The sequence below is a fragment of the Actinotignum timonense genome (assembly GCF_002860685.3).
Classification (GTDB): domain Bacteria; phylum Actinomycetota; class Actinomycetes; order Actinomycetales; family Actinomycetaceae; genus Actinotignum; species Actinotignum timonense.
The window spans coordinates 1843256-1862941 of record NZ_CP136960.1 but is presented as its reverse complement, the minus strand read 5'-3'; the positions used below and the strand labels follow the sequence as shown (position 1 = coordinate 1862941).

13 protein-coding genes and 1 other RNA gene are annotated in these 19686 nt (G+C 64.0%); 7 read left to right on the top strand and 7 right to left on the bottom strand.

Features of this window, described 5'->3' with window-relative positions:
- Both CYJ17_RS07780 and CYJ17_RS07775 read left to right on the top strand, forming a co-directional pair.
- On the top strand, positions 1-786 hold the full coding sequence (locus tag CYJ17_RS07780) for a Nif3-like dinuclear metal center hexameric protein (RefSeq protein ID WP_087070660.1): 786 nt from the start codon (positions 1-3) through the stop codon (positions 784-786).
- 86 nt (positions 787-872) lie between these two features.
- The gene (locus CYJ17_RS07775; RefSeq protein ID WP_087070661.1) at positions 873-1613 is read left to right on the top strand and encodes a zinc ribbon domain-containing protein; all 741 of its coding nucleotides are present in this window, start codon (positions 873-875) and stop codon (positions 1611-1613) included.
- 205 nt (positions 1614-1818) lie between these two features.
- Here the strand turns inward: CYJ17_RS07775 and CYJ17_RS07770 are convergent, their stop codons facing one another.
- Positions 1819-4242 carry a hypothetical protein gene (locus tag CYJ17_RS07770; protein ID WP_087070662.1) on the bottom strand — a complete coding sequence of 808 codons (2424 nt, stop codon included), beginning with the start codon at positions 4240-4242 and terminating at the stop codon, positions 1819-1821.
- A gap of 675 nt (positions 4243-4917) precedes the next feature.
- Between CYJ17_RS07770 and rnpB the strand changes: the two genes are divergently transcribed.
- Positions 4918-5262, top strand: an RNA gene (gene rnpB / locus CYJ17_RS07765) — RNase P RNA component class A.
- Positions 5263-5346: 84 nt separating this feature from the next.
- On the opposite strand, the gene map is transcribed toward rnpB, so the two are convergent.
- Together map and panB are read right to left on the bottom strand one after the other, a co-directional pair.
- Complete coding sequence (gene map, locus CYJ17_RS07760; RefSeq protein ID WP_087070663.1) at positions 5347-6258, bottom strand: type I methionyl aminopeptidase; 912 nt, start codon at positions 6256-6258, stop codon at positions 5347-5349.
- A 9-nt stretch (positions 6259-6267) separates the two neighbouring features.
- On the bottom strand, positions 6268-7074 hold the full coding sequence (gene panB, locus CYJ17_RS07755) for a 3-methyl-2-oxobutanoate hydroxymethyltransferase (RefSeq protein ID WP_087070664.1): 807 nt from the start codon (positions 7072-7074) through the stop codon (positions 6268-6270).
- A gap of 179 nt (positions 7075-7253) precedes the next feature.
- On the opposite strand from panB, the gene CYJ17_RS07750 reads away from it, so the two are divergent.
- From CYJ17_RS07750 to CYJ17_RS07740, 3 genes are all read left to right on the top strand, one after another.
- On the top strand, positions 7254-8453 hold the full coding sequence (locus tag CYJ17_RS07750; protein ID WP_026428803.1) for a DUF2207 family protein: 1200 nt from the start codon (positions 7254-7256) through the stop codon (positions 8451-8453).
- Between the two features lie 98 nt (positions 8454-8551).
- Positions 8552-9889: a glutamine synthetase family protein gene (locus CYJ17_RS07745; protein WP_087070665.1), complete on the top strand. Its 1338-nt coding sequence runs from the start codon at positions 8552-8554 to the stop codon at positions 9887-9889.
- A 17-nt stretch (positions 9890-9906) separates the two neighbouring features.
- Entirely contained in the window at positions 9907-12945 is a 3039-nt protein-coding gene (locus CYJ17_RS07740; RefSeq protein WP_087070666.1) for a bifunctional [glutamine synthetase] adenylyltransferase/[glutamine synthetase]-adenylyl-L-tyrosine phosphorylase, read from the top strand.
- 48 nt (positions 12946-12993) lie between these two features.
- On the opposite strand, the gene glnA is transcribed toward CYJ17_RS07740, so the two are convergent.
- On the bottom strand, positions 12994-14418 hold the full coding sequence (gene glnA / locus CYJ17_RS07735) for a type I glutamate--ammonia ligase (RefSeq protein ID WP_087070667.1): 1425 nt from the start codon (positions 14416-14418) through the stop codon (positions 12994-12996).
- Between the two features lie 159 nt (positions 14419-14577).
- Positions 14578-15279 (bottom strand): DUF4191 domain-containing protein, encoded by a 702-nt coding sequence (locus CYJ17_RS07730; RefSeq protein WP_087070668.1) that lies wholly within the window; start codon positions 15277-15279, stop codon positions 14578-14580.
- A gap of 304 nt (positions 15280-15583) precedes the next feature.
- Here CYJ17_RS07730 and CYJ17_RS07725 point away from each other — a divergent pair, with 304 nt between their 5' ends.
- Positions 15584-16201: a hypothetical protein gene (locus tag CYJ17_RS07725; RefSeq protein ID WP_143231872.1), complete on the top strand. Its 618-nt coding sequence runs from the start codon at positions 15584-15586 to the stop codon at positions 16199-16201.
- Positions 16202-16501: 300 nt separating this feature from the next.
- Here the strand turns inward: CYJ17_RS07725 and sucB are convergent, their stop codons facing one another.
- Both sucB and lpdA read right to left on the bottom strand, forming a co-directional pair.
- The gene (sucB, locus tag CYJ17_RS07720) at positions 16502-18262 is read right to left on the bottom strand and encodes a 2-oxoglutarate dehydrogenase, E2 component, dihydrolipoamide succinyltransferase (protein ID WP_101595533.1); all 1761 of its coding nucleotides are present in this window, start codon (positions 18260-18262) and stop codon (positions 16502-16504) included.
- Positions 18263-18280: 18 nt separating this feature from the next.
- Complete coding sequence (lpdA, locus tag CYJ17_RS07715) at positions 18281-19654, bottom strand: dihydrolipoyl dehydrogenase (RefSeq protein WP_087070670.1); 1374 nt, start codon at positions 19652-19654, stop codon at positions 18281-18283.
- Between the last annotated feature and the right edge of the window lie 32 nt (positions 19655-19686).

Here is a 19686-nt window from a genome sequence, read left to right as displayed (position 1 = left end):
ATGACGTATACAGTGGCGGATATCACCGCGGCCATGGATGAATTCTTCCCACCCGCATGCGCGGAAAGCTGGGACCGGGTCGGCCTGGTGGCCGGCCTGCCCAGCGACGAGGTGCGCAGCGTCGCTTTCGCCGTCGACCCGTGTGAAGCAACCGTGCAAGAAGCCTGCGAACGCGGGGCTGACCTCCTCATCACTCACCACCCGCTCTTTTTGCGCGGGACTTCCACCGTGGCGGGAACGTTCGCCAAGGGAAGGTGGATCACGCAGCTGGTGCGCGGGCGGGTCGCGCTTTTTAGTGCGCACACCAATGCGGACGTGGTGGCCTCCACCGCCGCGCTCGCGCGGCTTCTGGACGTGGAGATTGAGGCGCCGCTGGATCCCGAATCCGGAATAGGCGGGGTGGGCAGCATCGCGGCCGTGTCTTTCGGGCAGCTGGTCGAGCGGGTCGCGGAGGTGTTGCCGCATACTCCGGCCGGGGTTCTCGGAGCGGGCGATCCGGATCGGGTGGTGCGGCGGCTAGCCATCTGCTCCGGTTCGGGGGATTCGCTATTAGCGGCCGCGAAAGCCGCGGGCGCGGATGCGTATCTCACCGCGGATCTGCGCCACCACCCGGCCACCGACCATATTTGGGACGGCGGCTGCGCACTCATCTGCGCCACCCACTGGGCTAGCGAATGGCCGGTGCTGGGCGAGATGGAGCAGCGTTTGCGCGAACGCTTCCCGCAGCTGGATACGTATATTTCCGAGATTCCCACGGATGCTTGGAATATTGCGCTGCGTGGGTGAGCTCGCTGCGCGGGGCCGGTTCTCCCACATAGAATAGGGGAAGGCGCGCCGTGCGCCTTTCGTGCGAGTCGAAGGAGATCCACCCGATGAAAGCACCCCGTGCCGATCAACTTATTCTGCTTCAGGTTGCCGACTTGGACGCGCAGCTCAACCGCCTCGAGCGGGAAAATACCCAGCATCCGCTGCGAGCTTCTTTGGGTAAACTCCTCAACGCGATTGCCGCGCGCGGGCGGGAAAAAACCGCGGCGGAGACGCAGTTGGAGCAGGCGCGGGCGGAGTTAGCGAGTGTGGAGAAGACCAGCGCGGATTTGGCTCGCCAGGTAGCGGACAAAGAAGAAAAATATAATGCCGGCACCGGACTGACCTCCCGCGATCTGCTCGTGCTGGAAGACGAAATGGCGGCGCTGCGCACCACCCTGGAAGAAACGTCGGAAAAGGAATTCGCTGCGCTCGAAGCTGTTGAAGGTGGCGAAGAGCGAGTGCGGGAATTGGGTGCAGCTATCGATTCACTCCAAGAAAAAGTACTGGCCCAGCGCTCCGAACTGGAGGACGTGGTCGCGGACATCACCGCTTCCCAAGAAAAAATCCGCGCCCAGCGTGAGGAACTCTATGCACCGCTGGCAGAATCTCTCAAAAAAGTGTACGAACACTCGGTTGCCACCGGCGGCTACGCGGTTATGACCATGACGCCTAACGGTGCTACCGGGGCGGGAATCACACTTTCCCCGGTGGAAGTGGCGCAAATCAAGGCCACCGCGGAAGATGAGATTTATCTTTCTGAGGATTACGACTGCATTATCGTGCCGGTTGATTACGACGAAGCCTAGGAAGGCTTTCTTTTTCACGCCTGTACTTCGCACGTACGACAGCTGCAGTACAGCTCGGAAAAACAACCCGTCCCCGCCAGAGCAATCGCCAGGCGGGGACGTAGGAAGTGCGCATTCGAAACCATCAGAGCTACAGAGTGCGCATAAGAAACACGAAATCAGCTGAAAACGGTGTTCTTATGCGCACTCTATGTTGTGCGGATTTTTAGCGCGTGGCGCGCTTACGGGAGGCGTAAGCCACCGCGCCCGCTCCGGTGAGCATCAGCAGCAGAGCCGAACCCGCGATACCGCTGCTCTCCGCGCCGGTGCTCGGCAGCTGCGCCGCGGGTGCAGCGTGCTTGCCAACCGACTGCTGACCGCGGGCGACCGGTGCAGAAGGATCGGCATGCTTGCCGCCCTGCACTGAAGGATTCTGCGCCGAAGCTCCCGGTGCCGGCGTGCTCGGTGCCGCGGTCCCGGTTCCGGGCTGCTCTGGATTAGCCGGTTGTTCCGGTTGTGCCGGAGTTTCAGGAGCGCCCGGGGCTCCGGGCTGTTCGCCCGCGCCCGGCCGCTCCGCTTCCTCAGCGGCGCACTTGTCCAGGAAAGTCCGCAGCGCCGCGATACGCGTATCAAGCGCGGCAAGATCATCCGCGGAACGCTTGACCGCAGCATCGGCCTCCGCGGCCTTCGCCGTCGCGTCCGCAAGTGCCGTGCCAGCGGCCGCATCCTGCTCACGAGCCGCAGCAGCATCCGCCTCCGCGAGCGCCCCAGCTGCGGCCAACGTGTCATATTCGGCCTGCAAACCGTCCAGCTTCGCTCCGGCCGCCTCCAGTTCCTTCACCTTCTGGCTCGCCGCGTCACGCTCAGCTTCAGCGGACGTAACCGCCGCAGCGCTCTTCTCCGCCGCGGCCTTCGCCTTCTCAAGCTCCTGATCCGCGGCGCCCTTCGCAGCCTCTGCCTCCGCGAGCGCACCGGCCGCTTGAGTCTGCTCCTGCTGTGCGTCTTCACGCTTGAGGCGCAGATCATTCCACTTGGGTACGTGCACGGTCATGATCTGCTCGGAAAGTGCGGCGTGCTCGGCGGCTAGCTGCGTGGCTTTCTCCTGCGCCGCGGCGGTTTCCCGCTGGGCCGCGGCCAGGGCCTCATCCACCGGGCGGGTCGCTTCTGCGGCCGCCGCTTCAGCCGCGGCGAGGGCAGCCTTCGTCGTTTCTACCTGCTGCTGGGCCGCGGTAAGCGCCGCGTCCTTCTCCGTGAGAGCCGCGCGCTTCGCAGCCTCAGTCTCCACCGCTGCGGCCAGCTTCGCAGCGCTGTCCTGCGCGGCCTGCTGATTCGCGGCGTGAGCCGTCTCCAGCCCGGTCTTCTCGGTCTGCGCGGCATCGCGCTCCGCTTCCTTTGCCGGGAGCTGGGTGGCCAGCTGATCCTTTTCCGCGGCCTTGGCGGTGTAGGCATCATTGGCTTGCGTGAAAGCCGCCTTCTTCGGGGCGGTTTCGGCCTTCTTTGCCTCCCATTCCTGCCGGTACTGCTCTACCTCCTCCTTGGTGAAATTCTTTTTATCTCCGGCAGCCGCCTCGTACCAATCCCTGGCTTCATCCTCGGCCGCCTGGGCTTCGTTGTAGGCAGCCTCAGCGTCATTCTTCGCCTGCTCGAGCCCGGGCAGCGCGGCTTCCACCTCGGCCTGGCGGTTCTTCAGGTCGGTCACGGCGTTCTCAAGATCGCCGAGTTTCTGCGTGGCCTGCGCCAGCTTCGCTTCCGAATCCTGGGCCTTCGCCTGGGCAGCTTCGTCCTCCCCACGCTTGACGGTCACATCGTTAGCGGCTGCGGTGGCCGCCTGCTGGGCTTCCTCCTTCGCGGCCTGAGCGGCGGGAAGGGCGGCAACAGCGTCGTCGTACCCGCGCTGCGCGGCGGCGACCTTTTCTGCTTCCCGCGCAACCACCTCAAAACGAGTATCCTGCGCCGCGCGTTCCTTCGCCTGTGCCGCGGCCAGGTCCGCATCCGCCTGCTCCTTCTTCTCGGTCACCTCACGCAGCTGCGCGGCGAGCTTCTCGCGTTCGGCATTGCCCGCGGCCTCGGCCGCCTGCGCCGCCTCCAACTTCGCGCGCGCATCCTTCTCCGCCTGCTTCTTTGCGGCGAGATCCGCGTTCTTTTCCTCAAGAACGCGCTGGGCTTCCGTTACCGCTGCGCTGTCCTTGTCTTTTTGCGACGACGCCGCGCCTACCCGGCCTTCCGCCTCCTCGAGGGCGGTGCGGGCCGCGGGAAGCGCATCTTTCGCGGCCTGGCCTTCCGCCTGGAAAGCATCGAGGGCGGCCTTGGCACCGTCGCGTGCCTCCGCGGCGGCCTGGGCGGCCTTCTCCGCCTCACTCAGCTTCGCGGCGGCCGCATCCTTGGCGGCCTGCGCCGCAGTTGCCGCTTCCTGAGCGGCGGCGAGCTCCTGCTGCGCCGTTTCCGTTTTCTTGAGCAGTGCCTCACGTTCGGCCTTTGCTTCATCCACCGCGGCCTTCGCCTTGGGGGAATCCGTGCAGGAGGTAAAGGAAGCCCCCGGGGCGGGGGAGCCGGCGGTCGGTTGGGCATGGGCGGCCACGGTGCCCGCCATGCTGAGGGCGAGGGTGGTCACGGTAAGAGTACTGGCGAGTCGGGAGATGCGCTGTGTCATGGGGATCCTTCGCGAAGACGTGCAGTACTACCCGGAGCGGCTAATCTGCAACTTTTGAGCGTTTATAAAACAGCTAAAGTCTACGAGCCAGGCCGTATATTCGTACATGACCTTTGGATAAATGTGGTGAGCGTCTACGGTGGTGGATATCGGTGGTGTGTGACACGTATTCGCGGGGTTGCGCAGCCCGTGGCGCATGTTCACGGTGCTACGGAGAGAGGTGCGGGAGCCGACCCTCACGCAAAGTCGGCCCCCGCAGCCATTACCTACTAACAGAGAAAACGCGCGAAACATCGCTGTTTTGCCTGTTGTCTGGATTCTAAGCAGGTTTAATATTTACGGGCAAGGGATCCTCAAAGACTTAACAATCGCTGCTGTGGCGGTGGGAACGGCTTGCCTTACTTTCCCGCGTATTCGGACTTTTGCATGTGAGCAAGGAAACAATATTGCATAATTACTCGTGGTAATCGATGGGGGAGATACATTCAGAAACGGCATTCTTAGATGCTGCCGGAACTCCGATCAGAACCCTGGTCAGAACCCTGGTCGGAATCCCGGTCGGAACCCCGGGGTGCCCGCCGCTCACTGTAGGGATGCGCGCGCATCCGTAGGCCCGCTACCACGTGTCCGTAGGGCGGCGCCCGCGCGCCCGTCAGGCTGGTAGCATAAACGGGTCATGTTGGCCGGGCGGCCGCGCGGCGCGTATGCGCCTCGAGGAACGTCCGGGCTCCGTAGAGGACGGTGGTGGGTAACGCCCACCCGGGGTGACCCGCGGGAAAGCGCAACAGAAAGTAAACCGCCGCAAGGTAAGGGTGAAAGGGTGGTGTAAGAGACCACCGCGTGCCGGGTGACCGGCATGGCACGGCAAGCCCCACCGGGAGCAAGATCAGACAGTGCCCCGCCAGGCTCCTCGTCTAGGGCACGGGTGGATTGCTAGAGTGCGTCAGCAATGGCGCACGTAGATGGATGGTCGCCGCCGCGCAAGCGGTACAGAACCCGGCGTATAGGCCAAGATGACAGTGGGGGCGGATTTTCGGATCCGCCCCCACGCGTATATCAGCTCGCGCCGTAGCCAGCCCCGCGGCCCGCGCAGCGTATACCCGCCTAGAGCCGCAGCCCAAGATTCGGATCGGAGGGCAGCGTGAGGATTTCCGGTCCGCTTTCCCGCACCACGATGGTGTGCTCGAATTGGGCGGTGCGCCCGCGATCCTTGGTCACAACGGTCCAGTCATCATCCCAGATCTCATAGTCGATAGTTCCCAGGGTCACCATGGGCTCGACCGTAAAGACCATATTCTCTTCGATAGTTTCCCCGTGCAAAGGTGCGGCGTCGTAATGAGGAATAATAAGGCCGGAATGGAAAGCTTCGCCTACACCGTGCCCGGTGAAATCCCGGACATCCCCGTAATCGAAACGCTTGGTGTAAGACTCGATGACCCGCCCGATCACATTGACCTGGCGCCCGGGGCGTGCCGCTTTAATGCCGCGCAGGGTGGCTGTAGCGGTGCGTTCGATGAGGAGGCGGGATTCTTCGTCGATCTCGCCCACGCCGAAGGTGGCATTGGTATCCCCGTGCACGCCGTCCTTATAGGCCGTGACATCCAGATTAATAATGTCGCCCTCGCGTAGTACCTGGTCATCGGGGATGCCGTGGCAGATAACCTCGTTCACGGAGGTACAGATCGACTTGGGGAAACCCATATAGCCCAGGCAGGAGGGGTAGGCCCCGTTATCGATCATGTATTCGTGCGCGATGCGGTCCAGCTCATCGGTGCTCACGCCCGGGCGGATCGCTTTGGCGGCCTCGTACATGGCATCCGCGGCAATGGTTCCCGCCACCCGAATCCGCTCAATCGTCTCCTCGGTTTTCACGTCCGAGGCGGTGATCACTTCCGGCCCGTCATGGAACATATATTCAGGGCGTTCAATGGAAGCCGGAACTTTACGGCGCGGCGAAATCTTTCCGGGACGCGCCGTACCGAGCGGCGCACGTGCTGCAAGACTCATAGCCACCATTGTAGTGGCTTAGAAACTGTGCTCCTTATCGGGGAATTCCCGGCCCTTGACGGCCGTGCGGAAAGCGGTGACCGCATTGCTCAGCGCCGCACCCACCTCGCCGAAACGCTTGGCGTAGGAGGGTTGCCATTCGGTCATCCCGGCCATATCCGGCCAGACCAGCAGCTGCCCGGAGGTGCGATACCCGGCCCCGATTCCGAGGGTGGGAACCGAAAGAATCTCGGTAATTTTTGCTCCGAGTTTCCCGGGTACCATTTCGACGACGACGGCAATAGCTCCGGCCTTCTCCAGCGAGACCGCGTCATCAATAATGGCCTCGCTTTCTTCTTCATCCCGGCCCTGGACCCGCGGGCCACCCAGGGCGGCATCGGCGTGGGGGCGGTAACCGACGTGGGCCACCACGTTAATCCCGGCCTTGGTGAGGGCTTCGACGGTGGGGGCGAAAGCTTCCCCGCCTTCCAGTTTCACCGCGTCCGCCCCAGCCCGCACCAGGCGGATAGCGGTGCGGATAGCCTGCGTGGGGCTTTCTTCGTAGGTGCCCATGGGCATATCGGCAATAATAAAAGCCCGGGTGGTGCCGCGCATGACGGCGCTGGTGGCTCGTTCAATATCTTCCAGGGTGACCTGGATAGTAGAGGAGAATCCCAGGGCGGTATTGCCAATGGAATCACCCACCACCAAAATATCGATTCCGGCCGCGTCCAAGATCCGCGCTGTTAGAGCGTCATAGCAGGTGAGTGCCGTGAGCACCTCTCCGTTAGCGACCATCTCGTTCAGGTGCTGTACCCGAATTCGTGCCGGTGAGAACTCCGTCATGATTACCTCCCGATATCTATGGCTTAGAGTACTAGGTCACGCGCGCCGGTGCATCATCGCGCCCGCGATGGAACGCGGACGCTGCGCGGTGTTACGCACCGTGCCGCGTGCGAGTCCCCGCGCACTTCGCACGTACCGCGGGCCTGTTGGCACGGTACGCTAGGTGCGAGGAGGTGACTGTGGAACCCTTGCTTGAGCTGGTGTCCATGAACGCACTGGAATTCTGGTTGGCCTTAGGGATCGGGGTGACTGCCCTGGTCATTATGTGCTTGGCGCTCATCCCCAGTCGGGAATATGCCGATCTGCCGCGCGGGGTATATCCGCGCGAACCGGCCGGGGTGACCGGCCATAATTACCGGCGGCGCCGCCCGCATACCCGCCCGCCGGTACGCACTATTCCGCCGGAGATGCCCGCCGCCCTCGGGGCTTTTATGCACCGCCACTACGCCGCGGACGATGCCGCCATCACCACCCTCCTCGACCTGGCCGCCCGCGGATTCCTCACCATTGACTTCTTCCGGGATCCGGCCCTGCGCGGCCAGATGATCACCATCTCCCTCACCGAAGCCGATACCTCCACCCTCGAACCTTTTGAGGCACGCTTCCTGGCCGCCCTGGCCTCCCCGGAAAGCGCCGAATCGGCAGCATTCCGGGAATCCGAACCCTTTGATGACCGCTCGTATCGCACCGCGATGGAAAACGCCGGGCTGCCGGCCGCCTCCCGCCCGGTGCTGCGGGTACAGGGATTCTCCACCCGCCTCGCCCTCGCCATCGCGCGCGATAGCAAAGCGGAAGTGGTCTCCCGGCGCGGCTGGTACCACCACGGGCGCGAATTGGTGGGCTCGCTGGCCGCCGTGCTTTTCTTCGGGGGCATCGCGCTCACGGGCTTGGCTTTTATCGGGGCCCTGGCTTTCCAGCTGTCCTGGTACTGGCTCATCGTGGGCGGCTGGCTGGTGTTCTGCGGATTCGTCGGCCTCCTCAACTTTTCTTCCCTCACCCCGAACGGGGTGGTGGCCTCCGATCAGGTGGAAGGCTTCCGGCGCTTCCTCACCGCGGCGCCCCGTTTCGCCGGGGTGAGCGCGGAGGTCCTCGCCTCCTATGTGGGCTGGGCCTACGGCCTGGAATGTGCCGATGAATGGGTTCGTTCTCTCGAGAGAATTAACTCGCGGGATATGCGCGACGTCGGCGCTGCTCTCCCGTGGCTGCACCTGGCCGGAGAAGATATCACGAACTGGTACCAGCTGCGCGAAGCCTTGAGCGTTCTGGAAACCCGGTTCCGTTCCCACCCGCTCGCCCACGATCTTCCGCACGCGCGGCGGCGCCACCTGCGGCGTTTCGTGCGCGGATTACTCCCCGTTTCCACTCGCACGCACACATAACGGGCATTGCCCGGAACTAGCGGACCGCGCCCGAACGCATAACCGAAATCGCCGAAACTAACGGACCCTCCCCGAAAAATACGGAAAGATGAAGCGCCATGGATGACCAGCAAGAACACGTCCTTCGCACCATAAGCGACCGCGGTATCCGCTACGTGCGGCTGTGGTTCACCGATATCGTCGGCACCCTCAAATCCGTGGCGGTAGCTCCCGTGGAGCTCGATAACGCTTTTGCGGAGGGCGTTGGCTTCGACGGCTCGGCCATCCAAGGCCTCACGCGCGTCTACGAATCGGATATGATTGCGCGCCCGGATGCCTCGACCTTTGCGGTCTTGCGTGGCGTGGATGGGAGCGACGACGCCGCCTTCATGTTCTGCGATATCCTCACCCGCGAAGGCGAACCGGCCCGCTCCGACCCGCGGGCTATCCTCCAGCGCACCCTGCGCCGCTGCGAGGATCTGGGCTTCACCGCCTACGCCCACCCGGAAGTGGAGTTTTACCTCTTCCAGCCGGGCGCCAGCGATGATGAAGAACCCACCCCGATTGATTCGGCCTCCTATTTCGATTACGTCACCCGCTCGGTGGCCCATAATTTCCGGCGCGATGTGATCCTCTCCCTGGAAGATGTGGGGATCAGCGTGGAATTTTCCCACCACGAAATTGGCCCGGGCCAGCAGGAAGTGGATCTGCGCTACGCCGACTGCCTCACGATGGCCGATAGCATTATGGCCGCCCGCGTCATTATTAAAGAAGTGGCACTGCGCCACGGGGTGGAAGCATCCTTTATGCCCAAACCCCTGGCGCACTGGCCCGGCTCGGCCATGCACACCCACTTCTCACTTTTCGAAGGCGAAACAAATGCCTTCCACGACCCGCGCGGCCAATTCGGGATGTCGGTCACGGCGCGGCGTTTCCTGGCCGGGCTCATGCGCCACGCCCGCGAAATCACCGCCGTCACCAACCAGCATGTTAATTCCTATAAGCGGCTGTGGGGTGGCGGAGAAGCCCCGCCCTACGTGTGCTGGGGGCCGCGTAACCAATCGGCCCTCGTGCGGGTGCCCGAATACAAGCCCACCAAACCGCAATCCGCGCGTCTGGAATACCGCGCCTTGGACACGGCCGCCAATCCCTACCTGGCTTTTGCGGCCGTGCTGGGCGCGGGCCTGGCCGGAATCGAAGGAAAATACGATCTTTCTGACCCGGCCGATACGGATGTCCTCCTCCTCACCGATATGGAACGCTCCGTGCTCGGTATCGAATCCCTGCCCGGGAGCCTGGATAGCGCGCTTAAACTCATGGAAAGTTCTGATTTGGTTGCGGAGATTCTGGGCGAGGACGCTTTCGATTACTTCCTGCGTGATAAACGCGCCGAGTGGGCCGAATACCGCGCCCAGGTCACCCCGCTGGAACGCGCGCGTTTCCGGGCGGATCGCTAGGGCCGCGGGGAGCGGGTATGCGACGTCTCACCCTCGCCCAGCGGGCCCGGCGCTGCGGATTCACAGCCCCCGAACGCGCCGCCGCGGAGCTGGAGGCCGGTGCCTGGCAGCCGGAGGATTTCGCGCAGGCAGCGGATCCGGACCGGGCGCTTGCGGCCTGCGCGCGGCTCGGCTTAAACCGGCGGGAGGGCGTAGGGAACGACGACGCGGCCCGGCCACGCCTGCTCGCCGTGCTCGGGCTCTCCACCGCGCTGGCCGATCACCTGGTCCGCCACCCCCAAGCCGCCCAGGAACTAGGCGGGACCGCCGAAGAAGCCGAAGCACGCGCCCTGCTGAGCGAGGCGGATGAACGCGCGGCCATGCGCGCCGCCCTGGCACCCTGGCTCGCGGGCGCCGTGGAAGGTACCGGGACGGGAACTGTGACCGGCGCCGGGACGAGTCCTGTGACCGGTGCAGGGCCGGAGGCCGGGAGCGATTCGCGCGAGAACCGCAGTGACCTCCAGGATGCTATTGCCGCGCTGCGGGCCCACTACTACACCCGCATCCTCACCCTGGCCGGCTGGGACCTCACCCTGCCCGATCCCGCTGCTCGCCTGCCCGAGGTGGCCGTCACCCTCTCCAACCTGGCCTGCGCCACCCTGGAAGGCGCCCTCCACCTCGCCCGCACCCGGGTACCCGATGCCAACGCCGTCGATTTCACGATTATCGCGCTCGGGAAAACCGGGGGAGGGGAACTCAATTACGCCTCCGATGTGGACGTCGTCTATATCACCGAACCACGCCCGGGAGTCAGCGAAGCACGAGCCCTGGAGATCGGCACCGCCCTGGCGACCACCCTCGCCGGATACATCAGCGCACCCGGCCCCGAAAGCGCCCTGTGGACCATTGACACCGCGCTGCGCCCCGAAGGTGGAACCGGCCCCCTGGTGCGCACCCTCGCCTCCCACCTCGACTACTACGCCACCTGGGCCCAAAGCTGGGAATTCCAAGCCCTCCTCAAAGCCCGCGTGGCCGCCGGCAACCGCGAACTCGGTAACAACTACCTGCGCGCCACCGCCCCGCTCGTTTGGAACGCCGCCTCCCGGGACAACTTCGTCACCGACGCCCGAGCCATGCGCGCCCGCGTGGAAGCCCATATCCCCACCGCCCAACGCGACCGCCATATCAAATTAGGGGCGGGCGGCCTGCGCGACGTGGAATTCACCGTCCAACTCCTCCAGCTCGTGCACGGGCGCGTGGACACCACCATCCGCTCGGCCACCACCACCACGGCGCTCGCGCGCCTCTCCGAAGGCGGATATATTTCCCGCCCCGATGCCGCCCGCCTCGACCACCACTACCGCTGGCTGCGCTGCCTGGAACACCGCGCCCAACTGGTGCGGCTGCGCCGGGCCGCCGTGCTTCCCACCCGCGAAGACGACCTGCGCCGCCTGGCCCGCTCCCTCGGCCTACCCGACGCCGCGGCCCTCACCGATACCTTCGCGCAGGTACGCCGGGAGGTGCGCGAACTCCACCAAGATATTTTCTACCGGCCCCTCCTTCCCGCCGCTGCGCAGCTAGCCGCTGATGATATTTCGCTCGCCCCCGAAGCTGCCCGCACCCGGCTGGCCAGTATCGGCTACCGCGACCCGGCCGGCGCACTGCGCCATATCAGCGCCCTCACGGAAGGCACCAGCCGGCGCGCCGCCATCGCCCGCCAGCTTCTGCCCGTCATGCTCGGGTGGTTCGCCGAAGGCCCCGAACCGGATGCTGGGCTGCTCGCCTTCCGGGTGCTCTCCGAAAAAATGGGGGCCACCTCCTGGTATATGCGCACCCTGCGTGACGGCGGACCCGTCGCTCACCGCCTCGCCCTCATTCTTTCCCGCTCGCGTTTCCTGGCCCGCGATATCCCCGAACTACCCGAATCCATTGCTTGGTTGGGCGACGACGCCGAGCTGGCCCCGCGCAGCGCGGCGGCGCTGCGCGGGGAGCTGGACGCGCTGCTCGAGCGGCGCAGCCAGCCAGGGGAGATCGCCGGGGCGGGCCGGTGGTTGCGCTGGCGGGAAGTGCTGCGCACCGCCATGGCCCAGGCTCTCGGGCTGCTCGGGCCCGAAGAAGTGGCGGGCGCGGTAAGTAACGCCGTGGAATGCGCGGTGGAAGCGGGGGTACGCGCCGCCAGGTGCGCCGTCGTCGCCGAAAAAAACGAGGCGGATGGCCCGCATCCCGATTTTTCTTTTGCGGTGATCGGGCTGGGGAGCCTGGGCGGGCGCGAATGCGGCTACACCTCCGATGCCGATGTGATGTTCGTGTGGGATGGGCCGGAGGAGGCCGCCGGGGATGCCGATGCGCTGGCGCGTGCTTTTATGCGCCTGGAGCAGGAGGTGGGCGGGGCGCCGCCGCTGGCCGTGGATGCGGATATGCGCCCCGAGGGCCGCAGCGGGGTGCTCGCGCGCAGCTTGGATTCCTACGGGGAGTATTACCGCAACTGGGCTGAGCCCTGGGAATTTCAGGCGCTGCTGCGGGCCCGCGCGGTGGGTGGGGATCGCGAACTCGGGGAACGTTTCCTCGAGCTCATCGCCCCGCTGCGCTACCCGGCGCATTGGGATGAGTCGCGGCGCACCGCCATCCGGCTCATGAAAATCCGGGTGGAAAAAGAACGGATTCCCGGGGGAGTGGCCCCGGCCTCCCACCTCAAACTTGGGCCGGGCGGAAGCGCGGATGTCGAGTGGACCGCGCAGCTCCTCCAGCTCGAGTACGCCGCGGCCTACCCGCAACTCCGGGTGACCGGAACGGGGGAGGCGCTGCGGGCGGCCGGCGCTGCCGGGTTGATCACCGCGAATGAGGAACACGCCCTCGTGGAGGGCTGGCAGGCGGCCAGCGCCCTGCGCCAGGCCGCTTTTGTGGCGACGGGCCGCACCGGGAGCGCTGCTCAGGTTATTCCGCGTGATCCGCGCGAGCGCGAACGCATGGCCGCGATCCTGGGCGTTGAGCACGCCAGCGATATCCTCGACCGGCGCGCCCGGGCCGCGCGGCATGCCCGCGCCGCCGTGGAACACGTATTTTACGGGCGAGGCTAGCCCGCGCACCGCGGCCAGGTCGCCGCGGGCCGCTTCGGCAGCGCCCGTTTAGAGCGTGTAGTACAGCTCGAATTCGTACGGGTGGGGGCGGGCCCGCAGCGGGGTGACCTCCGCATCCATCTTGTATTTAATCCAGGTGGCGATGAAGTCCTCGGTGAACACATCGCCCTCGAGGAGGAAATCGTGATCGGCTTCCAGCTCGGCCAAAGCCGCATCGAGGGAGGCCGGAATCGTCTCAATATCCGCGTATTCTTCCGGCGGCAGCTCGTAAATATCCTTATCGATGGGCGCCGGCGGCTCAATCCGGTTGCGGATACCGTCCAGGCCCGCCATGAGCTCCGCGGAGAAAGCCAGATAGGGATTGGCGGTCGGGTCGGGAACCCGGAATTCAATACGCTTGGCCGCCGGGGAATTCCCGCTCAGCGGAATCCGGATCGCCGCCGAACGGTTACGCGCCGAATACACCAAATTGATGGGCGCTTCAAAGCCGGGAACCAGGCGGCGGTAGGAATTCACGGACGGATTAGTGAAAGCCGCGAGCGCCTTCCCGTGGGCCAGCAAACCACCCACGTACCAGCGCGCGAGGTCCGATAGCTGCCCGTAGCCGCGCGGATCGTGGAAAAGCGGCTGGCCATCTTTCCACAGCGACATATGGCAGTGCATCCCCGAGCCGGCCGAATCGAAAAGCGGCTTGGGCATAAAGGTGGCAGTTTTCCCGCACACATCGGCGGCCCGGCGAATGACGTACTTGAATTTCATGAGGTCGTCCGCCGCGGCACGCAAAGAATTGAAGCGATAGTTGATTTCTTGCTGGCCGCCCGAGCCTACTTCGTGATGGGCACGTTCCACATCCAAGCCCACCTGCGCCAAATACTGGCACATGAGGTCACGCACATCCTCGTTTGCGTCCACCGGCGCCACCGGGAAATAACCCTGCTGGTGGGGAATCTTGTAGCCGGTATTCCCGCCCGGCTCCAACCGGCTCGAATTCCACGAGCCCTCATTGGAATCAATCACGTACATGGAGTGATTGACCGTGGTGTCATAGCGCACGTCGTCGAATAAATAAAACTCGGCTTCTGCACCCACCGAAATCGTGTCCGCAATACCCGTGGAACGCAGGTACGCCTCGGCGCGTTCGGCAACATTGCGCGGATCGCGCGCGAAAGGCTCATCCGTGTACGGATCCACCACATTGAAATTCATGACGAGGGTGGGTTCCGCGCGGAACGGATCCACAAAGGCGGTGGACACATCCGGAAGCAGTTTCATATCCGATTCATGAATCGAGGTGAAACCGCGGATCGAGGAGCCATCGAACATATAGCCCTCGTTCATTTTTTCGGCGGTTGCCTGGGTGGCGGGCACCGTGAAATGCTGCATCACGCCGGGCAGGTCACAGAAGCGAATATCAAGAAATTCGATCTCGTTTGCCGCGATAAACTCGGCAGCTTCGGCGACACTTGTGAACATGCGGACTCCTCCCGGCGCGCGGCGCGGCTAGCGGTGCGGTTACCCCATGTAGTTTAGCGTGCTGCCCCCGGCTCAAAAAACCTCCGGGCGTGCCTCCGCCCGGAGAACTCACGCGGAATTCCCCGGGCGGATACGAAATATATACGACGACGGCGCGGCCTACTGGCCGCGCAGGGCCCGCCGATTAGCGCGAATATTAGTGGGATCAATTCCCTTGGGGATATTGAGTGCCTTATTCCCCAAAGCTTCGAGGCGCTGGGCCAGGGCAGAAACTTCTTGGGCGGAAATTTCCTTCTTGAGCTTCTTAATAGCCTTTTCGATCTTGGCCAACGGGACCTGCCCTTCGCCATTGCCCATGAAAATGGCGTGCACCGGGGCATTCGGGGCTACCCGGCGGATGGCGCGGCGCTCATCATCAACGAGCTTACGGGTACGCGAGATGGGGCCTTCGGCAACCAGAACCACACCGGGGCGCCCGATGAGGCGGAAAACGAAATCCTGGTGGCGGGCGTTGAAACGCACCGGTTCGGTTTGCTTGACCCACGAGCCGCGCAGCGAATCGAGAATCGCGGAGGTGGCTCCCGGCATGCCATCCAGCTGCGCGTAGCTAGCCGAGCGCACCGCCCGGGTGAGAAGCAGCATGGGAAGCAGGAGCATGAGGAGGATCCCGAACACGGTCCAGGCGATCCAGCTCTTGGTGAGGAAACCGAGGAGAATACCGATTCCCAGGCCCGCGAGCCCGGCCAGGGCAAGCCACCAGCCCAGATGCTTGTAGGTGCGCTTCGCGATGGTGAATGCGTCACGCAGAGTCTTGAAAAAGCCCGGCTTCTTCTTCGCGCCCTTGTTCTTATCCTGTGCCATCTGATTCCTTTTAGATCCTTCTCGATAGTCCCCGTCGATTCTAGACGATAGCGCCGGCTTTGTTGAGCGCCTGGCCCAATCTCACGCTGGCGGACAGTTGTTCGGGGGTGGGGATGTGGATTCCGCGGTGACCGTGGCATCGAGGGCAAGCGTGGTGATGTGCACGATGGGTCTGTGTGAGGTGTGAGATGAGGCGTGAAGCGTCAGGCGTGAAGCGTGAGCGGCTTGTGGATAACGACGCAGTGGCGGGCCTGCCTGTGGATGGCTTCTGGACGGAATAGGCCGGCGGTGGTGAAGTAGGCCTATGGCAGGCACAGTGGTGAAGCGGCGCGAGGCAAGCAGGGCACGTGACGGAGGCGGGGTAGGCGGAGCTAGCGATGGGCGGGTGGCTATGTTGGTGCGTCTATGCGTCCTCGGGATAGTGGCGGGCGTGCTGGCAGGAATGGCGCTGGGCGCGCTAGTGCCCACGGTGAAAAAGGCACCCACGGAGCCGGTACGTGGAGAAAAGCCGGAGTATGGCGATGGCGTGGCGTCTGGCAAGGGCCGGGCACGTGGCTCTGGTGCGAATACCGAGCCGGAGCCGGATGCTCTGGCGGTGGCCCGCCAGTTAGTGGCGGCCCGCGATGCCGCTATTGGCGCGGGTGATATAGCAGCGCTGAACGCCTTGAACATGCCGGATGGTGAAGCGGCGGCGGCCGATGCGAAGTTGCGTAGGGTGCTGGAGAGCACTCCGGTAGCGCAGGTGGAAACTGAGGTGCGGGAAGCTTCCTGGGTGGGGGAGAACCTTCTTGAAGTCGTCACGGTGCAGCGCCGCCTCGTTCTCGCCAGCGGGGAAACTATTGGGCCGCAGCCGGAGCGGTGTGCGCGCTGGCAGCTGAGCCCGCAGCCGTGGCGCGTGGTGGCCACCCACCCGTGCTCGTGAACGCGGCCGCCGGCGAGGGCGTGCAGTTTTGGTTGCGCTGGGCTTTCACCCGTGCCCTTGAAGGCTATCGCATAGCGGTATGGAGAGGCCAGCTGAGTGGGGTGCGTGAGTAGTGGGGCTGCGGACTGCCTATCAACCGAAAACTCCCCGGTATCCGGAATGCCAGATAGCACTACCGGAACCGGGGAGCTTCCCGCGCGCGTGATCACGCGCGCGGTTGAGGTTGCGTTACTGAGTTACGTAGCACCTGAGATGCACTGCGTAACCCAGAGGAACCGAGGATCCTAGTTGTTAAGTTCCTTAGAACGCACCCTCGAAATCGGCTTCTTCCAGGCGGGCCTTGAATTCCTTGAGGAACCGGCCGGCATCTGCGCCGTCCACCAAACGGTGATCGTAGGTGATCGCCGGGTAGAGGTAGGAACGAATGCCAATGGATTCGTTGCCGTCCGCGTCCTTGACGATGCCGGGTTCGCGCATAATCGCGCCGATACCCAGGATGGCCACCTCGGGCTGGTTGATGACCGGGGTGTCAAACATGACGCCGTTCGAGCCGGTATTCGTAATGGTGAAGGTACCGCCGGTGAGATCATCGACCGCTGCTTCGCCATTGCGTACCTTGGCCGCGCCGGTATTAATGGCGCGGGCCAGGCCGGCGATATTGAGATCGCCCGCGTTCTTGATAACCGGAACGAACAGGCCCTTCGGGGTATCCACCGCGATCCCGATGTTCTCGTAGTCGAAGTACTCCACCTCATTGTCCTTGATGGTGGCGTTGAGCTTCGGGTGGTTCTTCAGGGTATCGATGGCGGCCTTGACGAAGAAGGGCAGGTAGGTCAGCTTGGTGCCTTCACGTTCGGCGAAAGCAGCCTTATTGGCTTCCCGGAGCTTGACGATCTTCGTGACATCCACCTTGATCACGGTGGTCAGCTGCGCCGAAATCTGGAGGGATTCCACCATGCGCTTGGCGATGGTCTGGCGCAGGCGCGTCATCTTCGCGGTGGTACCGCGCAGCTGAGCTGCCTCAGCAGACGGTGCGCTCGGAGTAGCCTTCTTCGCCGCGGCGGGCGCGGGTGCAGCTGCCGGGGCCGGCTGGGAAGCGGCGGCCTGGGCACGCGCGGCTTCTTCCGCGGCCTTCTTCGCGGCCGCGGCTGCCGCTTCCACATCCTGGCGGCGAATACGCCCGCCCACACCGGAGCCCTTGACTCCGGACAGGTCCACATCCAAGTCCTTGGCGAGCTTGCGCACAATCGGAGTGATGTAGGCATCCGGTTCGGAGAAACCGGTACCGACATCAGCCGTATCCAGATCCGGCGTGTTCGCCTGGTTTTCCTGCTGGGCCGGGGTGCCGTGCTGCGGGGTTCCGGAAGCCGGTTCCTGGACCGCTGCCACACTGGCCGGTGCTTCAGCCGGGGCCGCACCGGCGGCGGGAGCCGCGGGTGCGGGCGCGGCTGCGCCGTCGCCGATATAAGCGATGACGGTGCCTACCGCAACCGTTTCATCTTCCTGGACCACAATCTTCTGGATGATGCCGGCGGCCGGGGCCGGGACTTCCGAATCGACCTTGTCCGTGGAGACCTCCACGATGGGCTGGTCGGCTTCGACTTCATCGCCTTCGGCCACCAGCCACGAGGTGACGGTTCCCTCATTGACTGATTCACCCAGGGCCGGCATCTTCACTTCCACACCGGTGGCAGCCGAGCCACCTTCCGGCGCGGCGGGTGCGGCGGGCGCAGCTGCCGGCGCAGGAGCGGCAGCAGGAGCAGGAGCCGCTTCTTCCGCGTGGGCTGCATTGCTGGCGGGAGCTGCCGAAGCAGCCACGCCGGAGCCATCACCGATATAGGCGAGGATGGCACCCACTTCAACTTCTTCATCTTCCTGGACGAGGATCTGTTCGATCACGCCTTCCGCGGGGGAGGGGACTTCCGAATCGACCTTGTCTGTGGAGACTTCCACAATCGGCTCGTCGAGCGAAACAGTATCGCCCACCTGCTTGAGCCAGGCGGTCACGGTACCGGTGGTGACGGATTCGCCCAGGGCGGGCATCTTCAACGGTTCAGACATAGAGTTATCTCCCTCGATTTAGTGGTTGTGGAGCGGCTTGCCCGCGAGGACCAATGCCGCTTCGCCGATTGCTTCGTTCTGGGTGGGGTGGGCGTGGATAAGACCATCGAAGTCCTGCGCGTAGGCTTCCCAGGCCACCATGAGTTCGCCTTCGCCAATCTGTTCGGACATGCGCGCCCCGATGGCGTGGAAGCCCACGATGGGACCATCCTTGACCGCAACCAGCTTGACGAAACCGGCCGCGCCCAGCATCTGGGACTTGCCGTTCCCGGTGAGGTTGAAGGTGGCAGTGGTGATATTTTCCTTGCCGTATTCTTCCTCGGCCTTATCCTGGTTGAGACCCACGGAGGCGATTTCCGGGGTGCAGAAAGTGACGCGCGGGATCTTCGTTTCGTCAATCACCTTGGGGTTGAGGCCCGCAATATCTTCGGCAACGAAAATACCCTGGAGGAAACCGCGGTGAGCCAGCTGGAGGCCGGGCACAATATCGCCCACCGCGTAGATTCCATCAACGTTAGTGCGCAGGCGCTCATCGGTGAGCACGAAACCACGATCCATCTTCACCCCGACTTCTTCGTAGCCGAGGTTCGCGGTGGCCGGGCCGCGCCCGATAGCGATGAGCAGGTAATCCGCCTCGAATTCCTTGCCGTCCTGGGTGAAAACCTTGACGGAATGATCGGTTTGTTCGAGGTGATCAAACATGGTTCCGGTAGCGAATTTAATGCCGCGCTTGCGGAACTGGCGTTCCAGATTCTTGGACACTTCCGCATCCTCATTGGGAACCAGGCGCGGCAGGCCCTCAATAATCTGGACTTCCGCACCGTAGGAGCGCCACGCGGAGGCGAATTCCACCCCGATAACCCCGCCACCCAGCACGATCACGGATCCGGGGGCCTCACCCAGCTCCAGCGCTTCGGTGGAGGTGAGGACGCGGCCCGTGATCTCCTGGCCGATGGTCTTCGAATAGGAACCGGAGGCCAGCACAACGTGCTTGCCGCGGTAGTGCACGCCATTAGCTTCGATGGTGTCCTTCGCGACGAGCTTGCCCCAGCCTTGCACAATCTCCACACCGCGCGAGGAGACCAGGCCGGTCAGGCCCTTGAACATCTTCTCGATCACGCCGTTCTTGTAGGCCTGCAAGGTGGGCATATCAATGCCCTCAAAGGAACCTTTTACACCAATGGACGGGCCTTCGCGCATTTCATCGGCAACATCAGCGGCGTGCAGCAATGCTTTGGTGGGGATGCACCCGCGGTGCAAACAGGTACCGCCGAGCTTGTCAGCCTCAATGAGAGCAACGGTCAGGCCGAGCTGACCGGCACGAAGCGCGGCCGCGTAGCCGCCGCTGCCGCCACCGAGGATGACGACGTCGTACTCTTTCGTTTCTGCCACAGGATTTCCCTTCGCAATACAACATTTTGGAA

What these genes read in the sequence shown, in the direction of transcription:
- CYJ17_RS07740 (WP_087070666.1), top strand. Translation starts at nt 9,907, where the DNA reads ATGCGACGTCTCACCCTCGCCCAGCGGGCCCGGCGCTGCGGATTCACA.
- CYJ17_RS07770 (WP_087070662.1), bottom strand. Translation starts at nt 4,242, where the DNA reads ATGACACAGCGCATCTCCCGACTCGCCAGTACTCTTACCGTGACCACC.
- panB (WP_087070664.1), bottom strand. Translation starts at nt 7,074, where the DNA reads ATGACGGAGTTCTCACCGGCACGAATTCGGGTACAGCACCTGAACGAG.
- CYJ17_RS07775 (WP_087070661.1), top strand. Translation starts at nt 873, where the DNA reads ATGAAAGCACCCCGTGCCGATCAACTTATTCTGCTTCAGGTTGCCGAC.
- CYJ17_RS07730 (WP_087070668.1), bottom strand. Translation starts at nt 15,279, where the DNA reads ATGGCACAGGATAAGAACAAGGGCGCGAAGAAGAAGCCGGGCTTTTTC.
- CYJ17_RS07780 (WP_087070660.1), top strand. Translation starts at nt 1, where the DNA reads ATGACGTATACAGTGGCGGATATCACCGCGGCCATGGATGAATTCTTC.
- CYJ17_RS07725 (WP_143231872.1), top strand. Translation starts at nt 15,584, where the DNA reads ATGGCAGGCACAGTGGTGAAGCGGCGCGAGGCAAGCAGGGCACGTGAC.
- CYJ17_RS07745 (WP_087070665.1), top strand. Translation starts at nt 8,552, where the DNA reads ATGGATGACCAGCAAGAACACGTCCTTCGCACCATAAGCGACCGCGGT.
- map (WP_087070663.1), bottom strand. Translation starts at nt 6,258, where the DNA reads ATGGTGGCTATGAGTCTTGCAGCACGTGCGCCGCTCGGTACGGCGCGT.
- glnA (WP_087070667.1), bottom strand. Translation starts at nt 14,418, where the DNA reads ATGTTCACAAGTGTCGCCGAAGCTGCCGAGTTTATCGCGGCAAACGAG.
- sucB (WP_101595533.1), bottom strand. Translation starts at nt 18,262, where the DNA reads ATGTCTGAACCGTTGAAGATGCCCGCCCTGGGCGAATCCGTCACCACC.